Source organism: Alteribacillus iranensis, assembly GCF_900113025.1.
Lineage (GTDB): Bacteria > Bacillota > Bacilli > Bacillales > Marinococcaceae > Alteribacillus_A > Alteribacillus_A iranensis.
In genome coordinates, this window is the sequence record NZ_FONT01000013.1 from 1 (window position 1) to 18639 (window position 18639).

Sequence of the window (18639 nt, forward strand, 5' to 3'; positions counted from 1 at the left end):
ATTTGCAGGTGTCGAACATGGTAAAAAACCGCCGCCTTTCAAAAGCCATTCATGAAGTTAGCTGGTCTCTCTTCCGTACGATGCTGGAATACAAAGCCGATTGGTATGGCAAAAAAGTCGTTGTCGTTCCAAGTAACTTTCCATCCAGCCAGCTATGCTCCGAGTGCGGATACCAGCATAAAGACGTCAAAGATCTCGCCGTGCGTGAATGGGAGTGTCCTTCGTGCAGAACCCATCATGACAGAGACCTTAACGCCAGTAAGAATATTCGTAAAGAAGCCTTACGATTAACCGAAGGGACGTCGGGGATCGCCTAATCCATATCTGCTCCATAGAGTGGAGTTCTTAGGAATCTCCCACTTCAAGCAAAGCTAAGTGGGAGTAGTTCAACCACCTCATTTTTTGTGGTTCTCTATCTGTTGCGTCTTTCATTGCAATCAAGCGTTGTGCGTTGGTCACATCCACAGCTATGTTTGTATATAATACGATAGAAATAAAGGAGACATTCTCATGATGATTGAGGGAACACCTGATTTTGACGCTTACCGGCGGCGGAAACAGGCTCAGGCCGATCAAGAGTTAGGCGAATTAATGGCAACTTTTCATGATTGGGCTTCCTATCATGTTAATTTACGGGAAAAAGTCCGAGCGAAACATATTTTCTCTGAAATTGTCTCTCTGCCAACGGAAATAATAGATGGCTCTTCGTGGGAAAAAGTGTTTGAGGATTGGTTTTTATTTGATTATGTAACAATTATTGGTACAAGGAATGTTGACATGTTTTTAAAAAAGGAAGCAACAAAATTAAAACCTGCCCAGACACAACTAGGGGCAATTATCTTAACCGCCGGATTAGAACCTTATCGAATATTGAAGAAAAAAGGTAACATGATAGAGGCAGTAAAAACAGATAATGGTCAAACAAAACAATTTAAAACAGTGGATCGCTCAGTGGCAAGTGAGTATTTTGTTTGTCGCTCCATAAAATGCGGTTATAAAGATCGAATGATTAGTCCATATATTCCAATAAATCCTCCACAAGAAGAAATCAAAAAATGGCGCCAAGAGTTAGCAGACAGAGAGAAAGACAATCAGCAATTCCGTTTTATTAAAGAATACGGCGTACGTTGGCTTCGCTTTGCATACATTTAGTTGTTTTGAGGTTATCTCTCTCCTTTATTGGAGCAAGGTACCATTTCTGATATAATGAGTAAGCGTGTAAATAATACATAAACCTATAGAAACTTACTTCAATGCGTTTCTAGTCTGTAACGTGAATTTTTTAGGAAGAGTTACAGACAGCAGGATAGGATGGAGGGCCACAATTATGACGACCTATCATTTTATAGGGATAAAAGGATCAGGAATGAGTGCTTTGGCTCAAATTCTGCATGATATGAATTACTCAGTACAAGGGTCAGATGTTGACAAACGTTTTTTTACACAGCTGCCACTTGAGGACAAAGGCATACCTATATATCCTTTCCGTCAACAAAATATAAATGAAGATTATACAATTATAGCTTCTGCTGCTTACGGAGAGGAGAATGAAGAGGTACAAAAAGCAAATGAATTGGGTATACCTGTTCACCAGTATCCTTATTTTCTTGGGAGTTTTCTTGAACAGTTTACTTCTATTGCTGTAACTGGGTCTCATGGAAAAACATCAACGACAGGTCTGCTGGCCCATGTTCTAGGTGCATACAAACCTACTTCTTATTTAATAGGAGATGGAACGGGAAAAGGCGAAACAGATAGTGCTTTCTTTGCATTTGAGGCATGCGAATACAGACGACACTTCCTGCATTATGAGCCAGATTATGCCATTATTACAAATATTGATTTTGATCACCCTGATTACTTTAAAGATATTGATGACGTAGTAAATGCTTTCGAAGAAATGGCATCTCAAGTAAAAAAAGGTATTGTGGCTTGCGGGGATGATGAATACTTGCAAACTTTAAATGCGCCAGTTCCCATTATGTATTATGGTTTAAATGGGAAATATGATTTTAATGCGGAAAATATCCGGACGGATGAGAATGGAACGACATTTGATGTGCTCATTCGCGGAGACCGGTTTGAAACGTTTACGATACCGACGTACGGAAAACATAATGTGCTAAATGCGTTGGGAGTCATTACTTTATGTCACTATGAAGATGTGCCGGCTTCTATCATAAAACAGCAACTGGCTTCTTTCGAAGGTGTGAAGCGTAGGTTCTCGGAGACGACGCTTAACAATCAGGTTTTGATTGATGACTATGCTCATCATCCAACAGAAATAGGGGCAACATTGGAATCAGCTCGTCAAAAATATCCAGATCGTGAATTAGTAGCGGTATTCCAGCCTCATACCTTTTCAAGGACAGAAGCATTTCTCGATGAATTTGCAGAGAAGCTGCGGGGCGCTGATCATATTTATTTATGTGACATTTTTAGTTCGGCAAGAGAAAATAATGGAACTCTAACTATTGAGGATCTTCAAGAAAAAATTCCAGGTTCTCAGCTAATTACGGAAGAAGATATAGAAAAACTTTCCAAGCACACGGATGGAGTATTGTTGTTCATGGGCGCCGGGGATATTCAAAAATTTCAAGGCTCCTATGAAAAAAGTCAACAAAGTCGGCAGTGACTGGGCCACAAGAGCCATACTGTAAAGAGTACTATTCATTGCATTTACATCTGATGATTATTATTGTTTTTCAAGGCATCTCTAAATGAAAAAAGTGTTTCTTCTAGAGGTGCCTCTGCCGAATGATATAGCTTTTTGTAATTTTTACATGTGGAAGCACCGGTGCTGGAAGGAGTTTCGCCCTTAGACAGCGAAGAGATACCTTAACACTGTTTTATTTTAGGGATGAGTGACCAAGAAAGGGATTTTAACGTTTCAGAGGCTAGAGATAGTGGTACATTAACCTTAAACAAGGAGGTGGATGTTCAATGGAACTTGTTTACATAAGTGCGTTAATTGTCGCACTTGCGATTGCTGCATTAGTTATCTACGTAATTAAAACACTAAAGGCAGCTACAGGGACAATGGAAAAAGTTTCTGGAACATTAGAACGTGTAGAAAAGCAAATTCAAGGAATTACGAGTGAATCAGAACAGCTTGTTCAAAAAACTAATGGGATTGTAGATGACGTACAGCATAAAGCAGAATCATTAAATGGTTTATTTGACTCTCTTCATAACGTTGGTCAGTCTTTAGATTCTGTGAGTCACTCCTTCCGAGAAGTCTCTGATACCGTTACCCGCCAGTCCAGGCAGCAGTCGGATCAAGTTGCCCAGGTTATGCAATGGGGAAATGCTGCTATAGATCTTTATGGAAAATGGCAGGATAAAAAGACAGAGAAACAGAATGTAAAAGATGTAAACTCATTTTCGACAGGAAGGTGATGATGCTGTATGTCAGATATGAATACGAAGGACTTCTTCATCGGCACGCTCATAGGCGGTATTGTAGGTGCTTGTTCTGCACTCCTGCTCGCGCCTAAATCGGGAAAAGAACTCCGGAGTGAGCTTTCAGAGAATGCACAATCAGCTCGTGAGAGAACCTCAGGGTTTACTTCCGATGCTTACGAAAAAGGTTCTGAGTGGGCTTCTTATGCAAAAGATAAGTCTTCTGAATTGGCGAAAAACGTAAGCGAACAATCAAATAAGCTTTACGGTCGCGTCAAAGAGGCTGCCTCCAGTGTGAGACAAGGCAAAGAAGAGAAAACTGCAGATGAGTTAGCGGATGAATTATCAAGTGATCTTGGAGTCGAAGCTGATGAGATCTCCACCGATGTGGAAGAAGATGTAAGGCAGCTCCACGCTTCTACGGAAGAAGGAGCAAGCCCGACTTCCTAGTATAGCTGACTGTCTCAAAGGATACTTTCCTTAGAGACAGTCTTTTCTTATCAGATGAAAGTTCCGGACTACAGCTTCCGAGGCCGCGACTTAAAATGGCAACTCCACATACATATTAAATCGAAAAGCCGAGACTGTGAATGTACTGTTTTTAAAGGAAATAACACTTTATCACTTAAAAGCGTTTAATTGTTAAAGAAAAAAGGGCTGACATCTTTCATAACTTCGTATATAATAGTCCCTAATCGATAAATAACCTTAGCTTATTAGAAAGAGATGGAATACGAGTCAGAGAAGGAGTGGAGATTAATGAGTAATGAACAGCTGGAAGCATTGCGCGAACAACTTGACGAGGTTAACATGGAACTTTTGAAACTTGTGAACCAACGAGGACGGATTGCCCAAGAAATCGGCCAAGTGAAGAGCAAAGCCGGTCAAAAAAGATTTGATCCGGTTAGAGAAAGAAAAATGCTTGATATGATTGCTGAGAATAATGAAGGACCTTTTTCTACTTCTACTCTTCAGCATTTATTCAAGCAAATTTTTCAATTAAGTCTTGAACTACAAGAGGATGATAATCGGAAAGCTCTGCTAGTGTCAAGAAAGAAGAAGGCTGAAGATACAATCATAGATTTAAAAGGTGAAAAAGTCGGAGACGGCTCTCAAAAGATGATAATTGGTCCTTGTTCTGTTGAGAGCTATGAACAAGTCTACGAAGTGGCCTCAGCGATGAAAGAACAAGGAATGAGGTTACTGCGCGGCGGGGCATTTAAACCGAGAACTTCCCCTTATGATTTCCAAGGACTTGGATTGGAAGGATTAGAGATACTTAGACGAGTAGCTGATGAATTAGATATGGTTGTTATCAGTGAAGTGATGAATCCTCAGGATATAGAAATGGCTACAGAATACATTGATGTCATCCAAATTGGCGCTCGAAATATGCAAAACTTTGATCTTTTAAGGGAATCTGGTGCTTCTGATAAACCTGTATTATTAAAACGTGGTTTATCAGCAACGATCGATGAATTCACGAAAGCAGCTGAATACATCATTGCAAAAGGTAATGAAAATATTATGTTGTGTGAACGTGGAATTCGTACGTATGAAAAAGCGACACGTAATACACTTGATATTTCAGCAGTTCCTATTTTGAAGCAAGAAACGCACTTACCTGTATTAGTAGACGTCACTCATTCGACAGGCAGACGAGATTTGCTGCTTCCAGCTGCTAAAGCAGCGTTCGCTATTGGAGCAGATGCGGTCATGGCTGAAGTTCACCCTGATCCAGCAGTAGCATTGTCAGATTCCGCTCAGCAAATGGATATTCCTCAATTTAATGAATTTGTGGAGTCGCTGCGTCAATCAGGGCTTTACAAGTTATAAGGAGATAGGCTGTCCCATTTATATGGGGCGGTCTTTTTTTGGAACGCTGTCTTTACGCCCAAGTACAGATATCGCTTAACCATTATTGAAATGGAAATGATGATTGAGAAGAGAGAAAAAAGAAACAATAACCTTTTTATCAAGGTACTTTTTTGGCAAAAGTTATGTAAAATTTTATAAAGATGCCGATATAACTAGGGAAGGGAATTGCGGACCTCCTCTAGTTATAATATGATAACAATACGTTATGAAAACCCAATGAAAGGAAAAAGAGGAGGCAATCCAGTGAGCGCAACAATTTACGATGTAGCTAGAGAAGCAGGAGTATCCATGGCAACCGTTTCACGAGTAGTAAACGGGAACCCCAATGTAAAACCAATGACCAGAAAAAAAGTTCTTGATGCGATTGAAAGTTTAGGATATCGACCTAATGCTGTTGCACGAGGCCTTGCCAGTAAGAAAACCACAACTGTAGGTGTAATTATCCCCGATATTTCCAGTATCTTTTTTGCAGAGCTAGCTCGAGGGATTGAAGACATTGCCACCATGTATAAATATAATATTATTCTCTGTAATTCTGACCAGAACAAAGATAAAGAGATACATTTAATTAATACGCTGCTTGAGAAGCAAGTTGATGGCATCCTTTTTATGGGGAGTGAAATTACGGGAGAGCATGTAGAACAATTTAAACGCTCACCTGTTCCCATCGTGTTAGCGGCCACATTACATGAAGATCAAGAGATACCTTCTGTAAATATCGATTATCGTCAGGCTGCTTATGATGCTGTGTCCTCTTTCATCAAGGCAGGGCATACTCGGATTGGTATGGTATCAGGATCTTTAGAGGACCCGGTGAATGGCTATCAGAAATTCAGCGGTTATAAAACAGCGCTAGGAGATTATGATATTCCTTTTGACGAGAGATTAGTGGCGTTAGGGGATTACTCTTACGATTCAGGTATCGCGGCTATACAGGCTTTAAGAAAAGTTGAAGACCCTCCAACAGCCATTTTTGTTGGCACGGATGAAATGGCACTAGGGGTTATCCATGGATTACAGGACGAAGGTATTCATGTTCCTGAGGACGTAGAAGTTATTGGGTTTGACAATACTCGATTGGCAACGATGGTCCGTCCTCGTCTAACCACGGTAGTGCAGCCTATGTATGATATAGGAGCCGTCTCCATGCGCCTTTTGACAAAGTATATGAATAAAGAAGAAGTACAAGATGAAATAGTAGTACTTCCACATCGGCTCGAATATCGGGATTCTACCAAATTTCAAAGTTAACTTTAATATGTTTTTATGTTCCATCCACTCAGTAAAACTTTAATAGGGAGTCAGGGTTAAATGATAAAAAAAATAGACATGTTGACGCCCATAGGTATCATAGTCGGTTTATCGACTATCCTTTTTGCAGTGTTTATTAACGCTGGGCTCGGTTCTGTCGTGTTCTTCATTCAGATAGCTTCGTTTTTTATTGTTGTAGGGGGAATATCGGCTGCAATGTTAATTAACTTTTCTGCTCAGGAAATGAAATTGCTGCCAACAGTGACACGAGAAGCATTTCAACATGAAGAACATGACTTAAACCAACTGATTGAGACGTTTGTGATGCTATCAACGAAAGCAAGGAGAGAAGGTTTGCTTGCTCTAGAAGCGAGCTTAGAGGAAGTAGACGATCCTTTTATTCGCAAAGGAATTATGCTTGCCGTTGATGGTATTGAACCAGAGGTGATTAAAGACATTATGATGGCCGAGGTTGTAGCAATGGAAGAGCGCCATCAAAAAGGGAGACGCTTGTTTGAAAAAGCAGGTGAATATGCACCTTCTTGGGGAATGATTGGTACATTAATCGGGCTTGTCCTCATGCTGCAAGAACTGCAAGATCCAAGCTCTCTTGGTCCTAACATGGCATTGGCTCTTATCACTACCTTGTATGGTACTTTATTAGCTAACCTAGTTTTTTTGCCTGTGAGCAGTAAACTAGAACAGAAAACGGAAGATGAAGTTTTCGTGAAACAGGTAGTCATTGAGGGGGTCATTGGTGTTCAATCTGGCCAAAACCCAAAAATTCTCGAAGAAAAATTGAGTGCTTTTTCGCGAAAGTCAGGTAAAGTCGAAGCGGTAGAAGGAACGGAGGAATTAGCAAATGAGGCGTAGTAAGAATAAAAAGCCTCAAAGGAATAATCAAAAGTGGATGGTCACTTTTTCCGATATGATTTTATTAATCCTAGTGTTCTTCGTTATGCTGTTTTCTATGTCTGTTATAGATGCCAAAAAGTTTCAAGCCATTGCAGATTCTTTTCAGAATAAGGACATGTTTGATTCACTTCCGTCTATCATTGAATTAGATAATATGGCGGAGGATAGAAGTAATTATGACACGAGTGGGAGTAGAGACGGAGATGGCAATGATGGGGATTTGGATGCCCTTCTAAAAGACGTGCAGAGCTATTTAACGGACCATGAGTTGAATGAACAAATTACAGCTACCCGTGACGAGCGGGGGGTAGTTCTTGTCTTACAAGAACAGTTATTATTTGAGACGGGGAAAGCTGATATTCTCAAAGAGGCGAGACCTTTTTTAAACAAAGTAGGGAAGCTTTTAGGAACGCTTCCAAATACTGTGAAAGTGGAGGGGCATACGGATAACCGCCCTATATCAACATACCGCTACCCTTCCAATTGGGAGTTATCAGGAGCTAGAGCGGGGAGTGTCATACGCTATTTGACTGAGCAATACTCGTTGGATCCGGAGCGCTTTATTGCAACGGGTTATGGAGAAACGCGTCCGGTCGCGCCCAATGACTCCGTGGAAAATTTAAGAAAGAACCGACGGGTTGTGATTGTAATTACAAGTCCGGAGTATGAGGATAAGTTAGATGACAACCAAGGTTTATAAAGTCCCTGTATTTAGGCCCCATGCGTTACATAGATAACGACCAGGTTAATGACACGGGAGTATGATATCAGTCTCCCCTGTGCCACTAATCCAGACAGAGCATATTGATGAGACTAATGGAGCTTTTGAGACATCTTTATAAGGATAGAAAAGGGCTATTTCACATAGGAGCCCTTTTTTTGTACGTATAAAGAAAGAATCTTGTCTCATTGTCTCTCACTTCGTATATGGTATAACGCTTTTTCTACGGTTCTTCTGTTTTTTTCTTTTATTTCTCCTTTCCTCGGTATGGGAGGATACATCTCTGAAGAATCATGCCATGCGGCTGGTAACGGCACAGGTGATTTTTGCTTCCATTTATTGAGCCAGGCAGTAGGTATGGGCTCCGATACATGGTGAGTCTGGCCAGTCATTTCTAACCAAATCATAGCCCAAGCCCGTGGCACGGCCCGCCACATATCATAACCTCCTCCTCCTACGGCTATCCATTTACCATCACAGTATTCGTGTGCAATCTGATGAGCCACTTTAGGAATCTGTTTATACGTTTCAGTGGTGACAGATAAGTGGGACAATGGATCATAATAATGAGCATCCGCTCCGTTTTGCGTAAAAATAACATCAGGTTTGAAAAAGTCTGCTAACTCTCTAAATGTCGTTTCATAACACTCTAGGAAAGATTCATCTTCTGTAAATGCATCAACCGGTACATTAATAGAAAATCCATACCCTTTTCCTGCTCCTTTTTCATGTACATCTCCTGTACCTGGGAATAGATATCTACCTGTTTCATGGATGGAAAATGTACACACGTCAGGTTCGTCATAAAAGGACCATTGAACTCCATCCCCATGATGAGCATCGGTATCGACGTATAACACTCTTGCCCCGTATTTTTTCCTCATATATTCAATAGCAATAGAGCTGTCATTGTATATGCAGAATCCAGATGCTTTTCCACGGAAACCATGATGCAGACCACCTCCAAGATTAAGAGCATGTTTACTTTTTCCGCTCATTACCATGTCGACAGCTGTTAACGTGCCTCCAACAAGAAGAGCGGCAGCTTCATGCATTTTTGGGAATATTGGAGTATCCTCTGTACCAAGACCATAGTTTCTAGCAATGTCTTCCTCTAATTCCCCCTCGCCAGCTGCCTTTACGGCATCGATATAAGCGGAATCATGTATGAAACTGATTTCTTCATCGGTAGCTATCCTAGGAATTACAACAGAGGAGTCAGATAATGCATGCATTTTGTTTAATAAATCGTAAGTTAAATGAAGACGTAAATGGTTAAAAGGATGCTCTTCGTTGAATTTGTAGGCAAGCTGCTTTTCCGAGTACACAAAGATTGCCTCATTTCTCATATATCCATACCCGGGAGGCGTGGTCCCTGAACTTCATAACCATTCGCCTGAATATGTTTGATAATGTCACGAGGATCCATTGTCTGTACTCGGAAAGTAAGGTTATTCCATTCCGGTTCAGCGCCAGGGTAAACGAGAAGACTTGTTACATTTACATTCTCTTCTTTAAATATGGTAGCTATATTAGCGAGTTGCCCAGACACATTAGGTACTTTTACTTCAATTCGGGAAGAGGGTTCATGGGCACCTGTGAGTTGTACAAGTACATGCAATACATCAGTTTCAGTAAGAAGTCCTTTTAATTGGTCATCTTCCGTTACAACCGGTAAGGCGCTAATGTTATTTTCATAATAAGAAACTGCTGCTTCTTCGATAAAATCAAGTGGATGAACAGTGATGACAGGGTATTTCATTATTTTTTCAACAGAATGTAACAAGCTTTCTTGATTATCGTTCAAATGAAAAATAGAAGGGCTTGCATCGCGAATGTCCCGATCGGAAACAATGCCTATTAGTGTATTGTTATCATCAATAACAGGGATATGGCGTATTTTGTTTTCATGAAGAAGCTCCATCGCTTCTTTGATTGTATGGTGTTTTGAGATAGTAATTGGTGACTTGATCATAATGTCTTCGACCAGCATAGTTTTACCCCCTAGCGCTAAAATGGAAAACATAAGCTAACAATAATTAATAGAAAAAACGGTTGGTTAATCTTACACTGTCAAATGTAACAATGGAGTCATTATCCACTCGGTTTCCAATTCGAACCATTAAACAATTAGCAGGATGGGAAGAGATTTCCGGATCATCTGTTGCCATCCACTCTAATCCTCCTGCGTTCATCATTTTTTCCATTACCTTTCTGTACTCCCATACGGACAATCCACTTCCTTTTAAATCCCAGTGCCAATAATATTCCGTAGTGATGATAATATAGTCCTCCATGGCATCGTCCAACATAGAAAATTTTAATAAATTGGTGCCGAGATTAGCACCGCGGTATTCTTTGGCGATTTCGATGGCACCAAGCTCTAATAAGTTGTCCATATTGGCTTCCGACCAACGTTCGAGCGAGTCAGGGTATAGGAAAGTAACGTAGCCAATGATCGTGTTCCCGTCAACGATAACATTAATTCTTCCCTCTGGAAGGTCAGCGATTCCAATGATAGCTTTTTTTTGTTCTTCGGGAGGGCGAAAAGCGACTAGTCCATCATGGAAGTTATAATCATGAATTTTCTTCCCAGAGATGGGTCCTTCGATGAGAAGCGTACGATCATCAAAATCTAATTCCTTAGAATAATAGGTTTTTTTATGGACCATCCATGTACCACCTTTTGTTCTTTTAATCATTCTACCTTCATTATACAATATTGCCCAATTCGATTGTCATCTAACTGCTAATTTTCAGAGATAGGTAATTACAAAATCAAGATTTACAATATGATGTATTCTTAATTGAAGAAAAATTCGTAGTATATTATAATGAACATCAGAACATTAACTACATAGCTGAAAGGAAGGTTTTATATGAAAGTGCAAACGCTTCCACCACAGAACGGGAATTTCAATCTAGCAAACTATGAAGAAACAGCTAAAAACTTTAATTGGGCAGACGTAGAGAAAGAATTTTCGTGGCATCAGACAGGAAAAGTTAATATTGCTTATGAGACCATTGATCGTCACGCAGAGAACCCTAAGAAGAAAGATCAAATCGCTCTTTACTACAGCGATGCAAATAGAGATGAGCAGTATACTTATGAAGATATGAAAAAGATGACCAATAAAGCGGCAAATGTAATGAAAGATGCTGGAATCCAAAAAGGAGACCGTGTGTTTATTTTTATGCCGCGAGGGCCTGAGCTTTACTTTGCTTTACTTGGTGCTGTGAAGGTGGGTGCCATTGTTGGGCCATTATTTGAAGCATTCATGGAAGGCGCTGTAAAGAGCCGTTTAGAAGATAGTGAAGCGAAGGCAATAGTTACTACTTCAGAACTGTTGGACCGTGTGCCCGTAAATGAACTTCCGCACCTTGATACGTTGTTTATTGTGGGTGATAACGTATCAGAAGAGGAAGGGAAAGTAGATTTTCTAACTCGTCTTTCTTCAGCCGATGAAAACTTTGATATTGAGTGGGTGGACCGTGAAGACGGTATGATCCTTCATTATACTTCTGGATCTACGGGCAAGCCTAAGGGAGTGCTCCACGTTCACAATGTCATGATTCAACAGTATCAATCTGCAAAATGGGTGTTAGATTTAAAAGAAGATGATGTATTTTGGTGTACAGCAGATCCAGGCTGGGTAACAGGTACATCTTATGGCATTTTTGGACCTTGGCTTGTAGGAGCGACAAACGTAGTAAGAGGGGGGAGGTTTAGCCCGCAGGACTGGTATGGTACTCTTGAAAAGTACAAAGTAAGTGTGTGGTACAGTGCCCCTACAGCTTTTCGTATGCTGATGAGTGCAGGAGATGAACTTATTAAGGAATATGACCTTTCTCCTCTTCGTCACATCCTGAGTGTAGGAGAACCTTTAAACCCGGAAGTTGTACGGTGGGGAGAGAAAGTATTCAACCTCCGAATCCATGATACATGGTGGATGACTGAAACGGGCGCACTGATTGTTGCTAATTACCCGTCAGAACCGATAAAGGCCGGGAGCATGGGGAAAGCCCTTCCTGGTATAAAGGTAGCCATAGTGGATGATCAAGGAAATGAACTTCCTCCAAATAGAATGGGAAATCTTGCTATTGAAAAAGGCTGGCCATCAATGATGAGAGCGATATGGAACAACGAAGAAAAGTATAACAGCTATTTTGAACTGGATGGCTGGTACGTTTCTGGAGATTCCGCATACATGGATGAAGATGGTTATGTATGGTTCCAAGGCCGAATTGACGATGTCATCATGACAGCTGGCGAGCGAGTAGGCCCGTTTGAGGTGGAAAGCAAGCTGTTAGAACATCCAGCTGTGGCAGAAGCGGGAGTTATTGGTAAGCCAGACCCTGTACGCGGTGAAATTATTAAAGCATTTGTTGCTCTTCTCGAAGGGAATGAACCAACTGATGATCTTAAGGAAGACATCCGTCAATTTGTGAAAAAAGGGCTGGCTGCTCATGCGGCACCTCGTGAAATTGAATTCCGTGATAAACTCCCTAAAACCCGGAGCGGTAAGATCATGCGCCGTGTGTTAAAAGCTTGGGAGCTCGATTTACCGACAGGAGACCTCTCCACTATGGAAGATTAATAGCACAAAAGTAACCTGCTGGATACCAGCAGGTTACTTTTTTAATTACAGGTGTTTGAAGCTATACTGAGGCGTTAAGCTTTCACGACGGTTTTTTACCCGAATGCCAATAGTAGGGGAGACTTTGGGCTTTTAGTCTTCTTCACTTTCAGCTGATGAATTATTGTCATTTCCATTATTGGCTGAGCCATTTGTCCCGTCTTCATTGTTGTTGTTCCCGCCGTTATTATTTTCATTCCCGTTATTGTTGTCACCTTGGTTATTTTCATTTTTAGAGTTGTTTCCTTCGGAGCTGTTGTTATTGTTGCTCTCTGTGCTCTCTTCGCCGTTCGCACTGTCTTCTGTTTCCGTAGAGTCTTCATCTACAGAACTATCATTACTGTCATCAAAAGGCTCCTCTTGGTCTACTTGATTGTTCTCCTCCGGTGCTGGTTGATTAGTCCATGATGCACTTTGTACCGAGCGAGAGGACTCCCTCCCCATGGTGTCTACAGCTGTTACCCTGTAAGTCCCGCCAGGCATGGAGATGGAAGTGGTTGTGTTACCAACCACGGTCCGCGCAAGGGAACCATTACTACGATAAATGCGATATCCAACAATATCGCTGTCTGGATGTTGATGCCAAGACAAGGTCCCGCCACTGAATGATATTCCTGTTACGGATGTTGGAGCTCTGCCATTGCTGGGTGCTTCTCTGTCAGGGACAACATTTGTCCAGTTATCTGGCAAATACTCGCCAACGGAGTCGACATCAAAGTATTCCTCATTTATGGCAACCCCATATTGAGTAAATTCACTAGGAGTCGAACTGTACGCTCTGTATTGTGAACCATAAATAGTAACGTAAGGAGAGTGTCTTAAACTGTTATCCACCTCAGTAGGAAGATATTTTTCGTTGAAATAATCAGTGGTTGTAAGTCCTGCTTGTGAGCACAATGAACTAGGAAGTTTACCAGAAATCCCGCAAATCGTTTGTCTAACGATTCCCTCCGGTTGTTCAAATTCATCCTCTAGTCCAAGAGTTTCTTCATTGGCTTGATAAGCAGCGTTCATCATGTCTGCCCAGATTTGTTGAGTACGTGCACCATAACTCAGGCCTTTATAGTAAGTCGCGATGGCCTGGGGAGTATCATAGCCGATCCAGACACCAAACGTCACGTTGGGATTATAGCCAATGAACCAAGAATCATGATAATCATTGGTAGTCCCTGTTTTACCAGCCCAATCACCGCCAAATTGCAGTTTGTTTGGCAAAGCGCCCGCAGTTCCCCCTGATTTTACTACATCTCTGAGGACATCTGTCATCAGAAAAGTGGTTTGAGGTGAGAATACAGTAGTGGCATCTGATTCATCTTCATAAATGACCTCGCCGTCTTTCTTTTCGATTTTCTCTATCATATAAGAGTCGTTGTATTTTCCTTTGTTACCAAATACCGTAAATGCATTTGTGTTTTGTTCGACAGTTGCCCCATAATGGAGACCACCGATGGCACCCGATTCAAACGGCTCATCCGGATGTAGCCGGGCAAAACCTAATTTTTCAAGAGCTTCTCGAGATGCTTCATGCGATACACGTTGAAAGGTTTTAACTGCCGGAACGTTACGCGATCTTTTTAAAGCATCCCGTACTGTTGAAAAACCACTATAGGAATCTCCGTAGTTCCCAAAAGGGGTCCCGTCGCTGTATGTGCTTGGAACGTCAGGTAACACTGTCCCAGGTTGGACAATTCCTTGCTCCATTGCCGGGCCGTAAGCCAACAGAGGTTTCATGGTAGAGCCATTCTGTCGGTATGCTTGAGTGGCGTGATTATAACTTTGGTTATTATAATCTCTTCCGCCTACAAAACTAAGAATCGCTCCCGTCTCATTATCGATTAAAATAGCTCCAACTTCCTCTTGTTCCCCGTCCGCCGTATCAGGGCCGAACCAATTTGAGTTTTTCGTTGCTTCCTGCATCGCGTCATACAAGCTTTTATCTATGGTCAAATGAACATTGTACCCACCAAGAGCTAACTCATCCCGAGCTTTTTGATCATACTCTGCTATAGTTTGTTGTCGTTCTTCTGATTCCATTTCTGATAACTTGATGTTCTCTTCTTCTAACATTTGGTCTCGAAGAATACGAGCGGCACGCCGTTGTGTTTCAAATGTAAGAAACGGATATTTATCGATAACACTTCCCGTGGGAGCAGCTAGATTTTCTTTAATATTGTAATCGAGTGCTTCTTCATATTCTTCTTGATCAATATAATTATTTTCGAGCATATTTCTTAAAACTAAGTGTTGGCGTTCTATAGCACTATCAAAGTTTTCTTTTACTTCTCCATCATTTTTAAAAGGTGTGTAACCAAATGGGTTCTTTGGAAGTCCGGCAATGAATGCGGCCTGTGCAATATTTAGTTCAGAGGCATCTATACCAAAAATTCCTTCTGCGGCTGATTGAGCCCCGGCAATATTATCGCCATCTGCATTCCGTCCGAAGGGGACGATATTTAAGTATGCTTCAAGTATTTCTTCTTTTTCAAAGAAGTTTTCCATTCGTAAGGCTAATGCGATCTCTTTTGCTTTTCTTTCAAAAGAGACTTCATTGGTTAAAATTTGGTTTTTAACTACTTGCTGGGTGAGGGTACTTCCCCCTGTTTGTGTCTCTGCATCCATCACTTCTTGATATGTTGCCCGAAGGAGAGCTTTCGGTACAATTCCTTCATGCTCGAAGAAGTATTCATCTTCTGTGGAAATAACTGCATGAACAAGATGATCGGAAAACTCGTCTAGCGATCTTTCCTCTCGTTCAAGATCAGATGGAATTTTACCTAAATATTTATCACCGTTAAAATATATGTCGCTTATCTCTTCGTAATTATATAGGTGGTGCTCGAACTCCTCTTTACCATATGCATCTTGGTCTTCTACCAATGACATAAAATAACCAGCACCTGCCCCTACGATAAATAATAGAAGCATTAAACTAAAAATAAATCCTATGATGACAAGATTCCATAGTATGTTAGAAGTAATATTTAATTTTTTTACAAACGGTTTCTCTTTCCATTGATCGACACGGTTATTTAAGCTTTCAAAAAATTTTCGCATCTAGTAATTCCCCCTAAACATCGATATTATAGCATAGACTGACATGAAGTTGACATATTTCTAAGGAATATGGTAAAAGAATATATAGATTATTACATAGTAAAACAGCGTAGAAAGATTGAAGTAGTTTTTTCTCTCCCTGTCACAGAGAGCTGGTATGAGGTGAAAGCCAGCACATAGAGTGGAAACGAATTACGTTCTGGAGCTTCTCTCCGAAGCAGATTGCGATGGAGAGACGTATTATTCACGTTAAGAATAAAGAGTGGGAAGTACATGAAACTTCCAAAAAGGGTGGTACCGCGATAATTTTGTCGTCCCTTCACGTCTAAGCGATGTGAGGGGACTTTTTGTTTTTTAGAAGGTATGGGAAAGATATCGTTTCGACGTTTTCAAGACCCAACTTCAGAACCTGCTGCGGCTGACCAAGCCGCTTGTTTTTTCTTGGTGTTTGTTTGATCACATTAAAAGTAAGGAGCGATGTAACATGAGTGTTTTAGAAGACTTGGAATTTAGAGGGCTTATCAACCAAATTACAGATAAAGAAGGCTTGGAGAAATTACTGAATGAAAAACAAATCACATTGTATTGTGGATTTGATCCTACTGGAGACAGTTTGCATATTGGTCACTTACTTACCATTATCACGCTGCGTCGATTTCAATTGGCTGGTCATAAACCGCTAGCTCTTGTAGGGGGAGCAACTGGGTTAATCGGGGATCCGAGTGGAAAAAAAGCTGAACGGACTTTAAATGAGGAAGACGTTGTTCGTATGTATACGGATCGGATCAAAGGCCAACTTCAAAAATACTTGGATTTTGAAGGAGATGGCAAGGCGGAAGTAGTTAATAATTATGATTGGATTGGAAATATGGATGTCATTTCTTTCCTTCGTGATGTAGGAAAGCATTTCAATCTGAATTATATGCTCTCTAAAGAGTCAGTATCATCAAGGATCGAGTCTGGTATTTCTTTTACCGAGTTTAGTTATCAAATTCTCCAGTCCTATGACTTTTATCGTTTAAACGAAAAGTTAGGTTGCCAGCTGCAAATCGGCGGTAGTGACCAATGGGGCAATATTACAGCTGGTCTTGAATTAATGCGTCGAATGAGAGGGGGAGAGGAGTCAGAGCACCCGCATGCTTATGGTTTTACTATTCCTCTCGTCACAAAAGCAGATGGCACTAAATTTGGGAAGACTGAAGGAGGAGCTATTTGGCTGGATCCTGAGAAAACATCGCCATATGAGCTTTATCAATTTCTCATTAATACAGATGACAGGGACGTAGTCAAATTTCTTAAATACTTCACTTTCTTAGATGAGTCAGAGATCAATAAACTGAAACATGAGGTAGAAACCCGTCCGGAGGAAAGAGCTGCACAGCGGAGACTTGCAGAAGAAGTGACCAGGTTTGTTCACGGAGACAAAGCAGTGGTACAAGCACAAAATATTTCGGAAGCCTTGTTTGGCGGTGGAGACTTAAAAAAGCTTACAGCTAGTGAGGTGGAACAAGGTTTTAAAGATGTCCCGGCATCTGTCATCGAAGACGATCAGTTAGGTCTTATCGAAGTGTTAGTCCATGCCAGGATATCTTCCTCGAAAAGACAAGCAAGAGAAGATATAAATAATGGCGCAATTTATATTAACGGAGAGAGATGCCAGCAATTAGATAAAGTGTTAGGAGAAGAAGATAAAATAGATAACACTTTTACTATCATAAGACGTGGTAAGAAGAAATATTTCCTTATAGAATATAAAGTTTAACCAGACGTGGGACTGTATCAAAAGCCCTTAATGTTAAAATACCATGGACGCCATCCATCTAGATGGTGACCATGGTATTTTTTAAAATCCAGCTTATGCAGCTGGCTTCTTTTTGCGGCGTTTTGCCACCGCCATCTTACGTATATTGTGAGCGAGAGCCACCCAACCGAACTCCACCTGAACTTTTTCCAACCCTCTCAGGTGGAATCGCTGGAAGCCAAGATTTTGTTTGACATGACCAAACACACTCTCCACGTCCGTTTTTCGGCGCGCGTAGAGTGTTCGTCCGAACTCACTTTTCAGTTTGAACGCTTCTTTCGCTTTGAGTTCCTCGTAGACCGGATTATAATAGACCTTCCGGTTTCCTTTGGCGGTGGTGCAGTCCGCTTTGAATGGGCATTCTTCGCAGGATTCACATTCATAGATTTTAAAGTCCCGCCTGTATCCGTATTTATCTGTACGGCGGCGGTAGTGACGGAAGGTGACCTTTCGCTGATTTGGGCACCAATACAAGTCGTCTTTCTCATCGTACGTCCAGTTGTGTGGGTGATACGCTTTTGTCGAAAACGACCGTTTCTGTTCCTGTTCATAGGTGTTGTACGGGATCAGCGTGTGAAGGTCTTCCTGTTCACTAAGATATGTGTAGTTCGGTTCACTCCCATACCCGGCGTCCGCAACCAGGCATTTTGGCAACTTGCGACCGGTTTCTTTCAGACTCTCCCAATGGGACGCAAGCAGCCGTGCATCCGTCGGACTCTGATGGATAGAGTATTGGAGGATAAATTGGTCCTGCGTGCCGGCTTGGATATTGTATCCGGCTTTAAGTTGTCCGTTCATCATATGGTCGTCTTTTCATGCGCATAAACGTGGCATCGACATCCGTCTTCGAGTAACTATTGCGCTCCCCAAATAAACCGAACTGGGTTTCATATGTCTCCAGCCGGGGAAGGTAATCTTTCGTTAACGCACGATGAAACTGGCGTAGTGGCTTGACCGCCTGTTTTTTCGTCTGTTTTTCT

General features: G+C 41.3%; 15 protein-coding genes, 1 pseudogene and 1 other annotated feature. Of the genes and pseudogenes, 11 read left to right on the plus strand and 5 right to left on the minus strand.

The window, feature by feature from the left end:
- The 9 genes from BM095_RS15930 to motS all read left to right on the plus strand — a co-directional run.
- The coding region (locus tag BM095_RS15930) for an RNA-guided endonuclease TnpB family protein (RefSeq protein ID WP_143083249.1) at positions 1–317 on the plus strand (317 nt) is incomplete at its 5' end.
- A 193-nt stretch (positions 318–510) separates the two neighbouring features.
- Positions 511–1152: a hypothetical protein gene (locus BM095_RS15935; RefSeq protein ID WP_091664208.1), complete on the plus strand. Its 642-nt coding sequence runs from the start codon at positions 511–513 to the stop codon at positions 1150–1152.
- Between the two features lie 175 nt (positions 1153–1327).
- Positions 1328–2635 (plus strand): UDP-N-acetylmuramate--L-alanine ligase, encoded by a 1308-nt coding sequence (gene murC / locus BM095_RS15940; RefSeq protein WP_091664210.1) that lies wholly within the window; start codon positions 1328–1330, stop codon positions 2633–2635.
- 308 nt (positions 2636–2943) lie between these two features.
- Entirely contained in the window at positions 2944–3399 is a 456-nt protein-coding gene (locus BM095_RS15945) for a DUF948 domain-containing protein (protein WP_091664212.1), read from the plus strand.
- 9 nt (positions 3400–3408) lie between these two features.
- Positions 3409–3852: a YtxH domain-containing protein gene (locus tag BM095_RS15950; RefSeq protein ID WP_091664215.1), complete on the plus strand. Its 444-nt coding sequence runs from the start codon at positions 3409–3411 to the stop codon at positions 3850–3852.
- Between the two features lie 309 nt (positions 3853–4161).
- Positions 4162–5238 (plus strand): bifunctional 3-deoxy-7-phosphoheptulonate synthase/chorismate mutase, encoded by a 1077-nt coding sequence (locus tag BM095_RS15955; RefSeq protein ID WP_091664218.1) that lies wholly within the window; start codon positions 4162–4164, stop codon positions 5236–5238.
- 285 nt (positions 5239–5523) lie between these two features.
- Positions 5524–6531 (plus strand): catabolite control protein A, encoded by a 1008-nt coding sequence (gene ccpA / locus BM095_RS15960; protein ID WP_091664220.1) that lies wholly within the window; start codon positions 5524–5526, stop codon positions 6529–6531.
- 63 nt (positions 6532–6594) lie between these two features.
- The gene (gene motP, locus BM095_RS15965) at positions 6595–7404 is read left to right on the plus strand and encodes a flagellar motor protein MotP (protein WP_177194852.1); all 810 of its coding nucleotides are present in this window, start codon (positions 6595–6597) and stop codon (positions 7402–7404) included.
- A complete protein-coding gene (motS, locus tag BM095_RS15970; protein WP_091664226.1) occupies positions 7394–8146 on the plus strand; it encodes a flagellar motor protein MotS in 753 nt (250 codons plus the stop codon). The genes motP and motS overlap by 11 nt, the downstream gene beginning before the upstream one ends.
- A 206-nt stretch (positions 8147–8352) precedes the next feature.
- On the opposite strand, the gene BM095_RS15975 is transcribed toward motS, so the two are convergent.
- The 3 genes from BM095_RS15975 to BM095_RS15985 are packed head-to-tail and all read right to left on the minus strand — an operon-like array spanning position 8353 to position 10839.
- Positions 8353–9516: an acetoin utilization protein AcuC gene (locus BM095_RS15975; protein ID WP_091664229.1), complete on the minus strand. Its 1164-nt coding sequence runs from the start codon at positions 9514–9516 to the stop codon at positions 8353–8355.
- Positions 9513–10160, minus strand: a complete 648-nt coding sequence (locus BM095_RS15980; RefSeq protein WP_091664231.1) for an acetoin utilization AcuB family protein — start codon at positions 10158–10160, stop codon at positions 9513–9515. The genes BM095_RS15975 and BM095_RS15980 overlap by 4 nt, the downstream gene beginning before the upstream one ends.
- Before the next feature lie 46 nt (positions 10161–10206).
- Positions 10207–10839 (minus strand): GNAT family N-acetyltransferase, encoded by a 633-nt coding sequence (locus tag BM095_RS15985; protein WP_091664234.1) that lies wholly within the window; start codon positions 10837–10839, stop codon positions 10207–10209.
- A gap of 207 nt (positions 10840–11046) precedes the next feature.
- Here BM095_RS15985 and acsA point away from each other — a divergent pair, with 207 nt between their 5' ends.
- Positions 11047–12765 carry an acetate--CoA ligase gene (gene acsA, locus BM095_RS15990; protein WP_091664237.1) on the plus strand — a complete coding sequence of 573 codons (1719 nt, stop codon included), beginning with the start codon at positions 11047–11049 and terminating at the stop codon, positions 12763–12765.
- A gap of 132 nt (positions 12766–12897) precedes the next feature.
- Here the strand turns inward: acsA and BM095_RS15995 are convergent, their stop codons facing one another.
- The gene (locus BM095_RS15995; RefSeq protein WP_091664240.1) at positions 12898–15858 is read right to left on the minus strand and encodes a transglycosylase domain-containing protein; all 2961 of its coding nucleotides are present in this window, start codon (positions 15856–15858) and stop codon (positions 12898–12900) included.
- Between the two features lie 101 nt (positions 15859–15959).
- Positions 15960–16180: a binding site (T-box leader), on the plus strand.
- A gap of 162 nt (positions 16181–16342) precedes the next feature.
- Between BM095_RS15995 and tyrS the strand changes: the two genes are divergently transcribed.
- Positions 16343–17620, plus strand: coding sequence for a tyrosine--tRNA ligase (gene tyrS, locus BM095_RS16000; protein WP_091664243.1), 1278 nt, complete (start codon positions 16343–16345; stop codon positions 17618–17620).
- Between the two features lie 102 nt (positions 17621–17722).
- On the opposite strand, the pseudogene BM095_RS16005 reads toward tyrS, so the two are convergent.
- Positions 17723–18639: pseudogene (locus BM095_RS16005) on the minus strand (transposase); the annotation flags it as partial.

Coding starts and splice junctions, on each gene's coding strand:
- BM095_RS15955 (WP_091664218.1), top strand. CDS start 4,162: ATGAGTAATGAACAGCTGGAAGCATTGCGCGAACAACTTGACGAGGTT.
- BM095_RS15950 (WP_091664215.1), top strand. CDS start 3,409: ATGTCAGATATGAATACGAAGGACTTCTTCATCGGCACGCTCATAGGC.
- BM095_RS15945 (WP_091664212.1), top strand. CDS start 2,944: ATGGAACTTGTTTACATAAGTGCGTTAATTGTCGCACTTGCGATTGCT.
- murC (WP_091664210.1), top strand. CDS start 1,328: ATGACGACCTATCATTTTATAGGGATAAAAGGATCAGGAATGAGTGCT.
- BM095_RS15980 (WP_091664231.1), bottom strand. CDS start 10,160: ATGCTGGTCGAAGACATTATGATCAAGTCACCAATTACTATCTCAAAA.
- acsA (WP_091664237.1), top strand. CDS start 11,047: ATGAAAGTGCAAACGCTTCCACCACAGAACGGGAATTTCAATCTAGCA.
- motS (WP_091664226.1), top strand. CDS start 7,394: ATGAGGCGTAGTAAGAATAAAAAGCCTCAAAGGAATAATCAAAAGTGG.
- BM095_RS15935 (WP_091664208.1), top strand. CDS start 511: ATGATGATTGAGGGAACACCTGATTTTGACGCTTACCGGCGGCGGAAA.
- tyrS (WP_091664243.1), top strand. CDS start 16,343: ATGAGTGTTTTAGAAGACTTGGAATTTAGAGGGCTTATCAACCAAATT.
- BM095_RS15995 (WP_091664240.1), bottom strand. CDS start 15,858: ATGCGAAAATTTTTTGAAAGCTTAAATAACCGTGTCGATCAATGGAAA.
- BM095_RS15985 (WP_091664234.1), bottom strand. CDS start 10,839: ATGGTCCATAAAAAAACCTATTATTCTAAGGAATTAGATTTTGATGAT.
- BM095_RS15975 (WP_091664229.1), bottom strand. CDS start 9,516: ATGAGAAATGAGGCAATCTTTGTGTACTCGGAAAAGCAGCTTGCCTAC.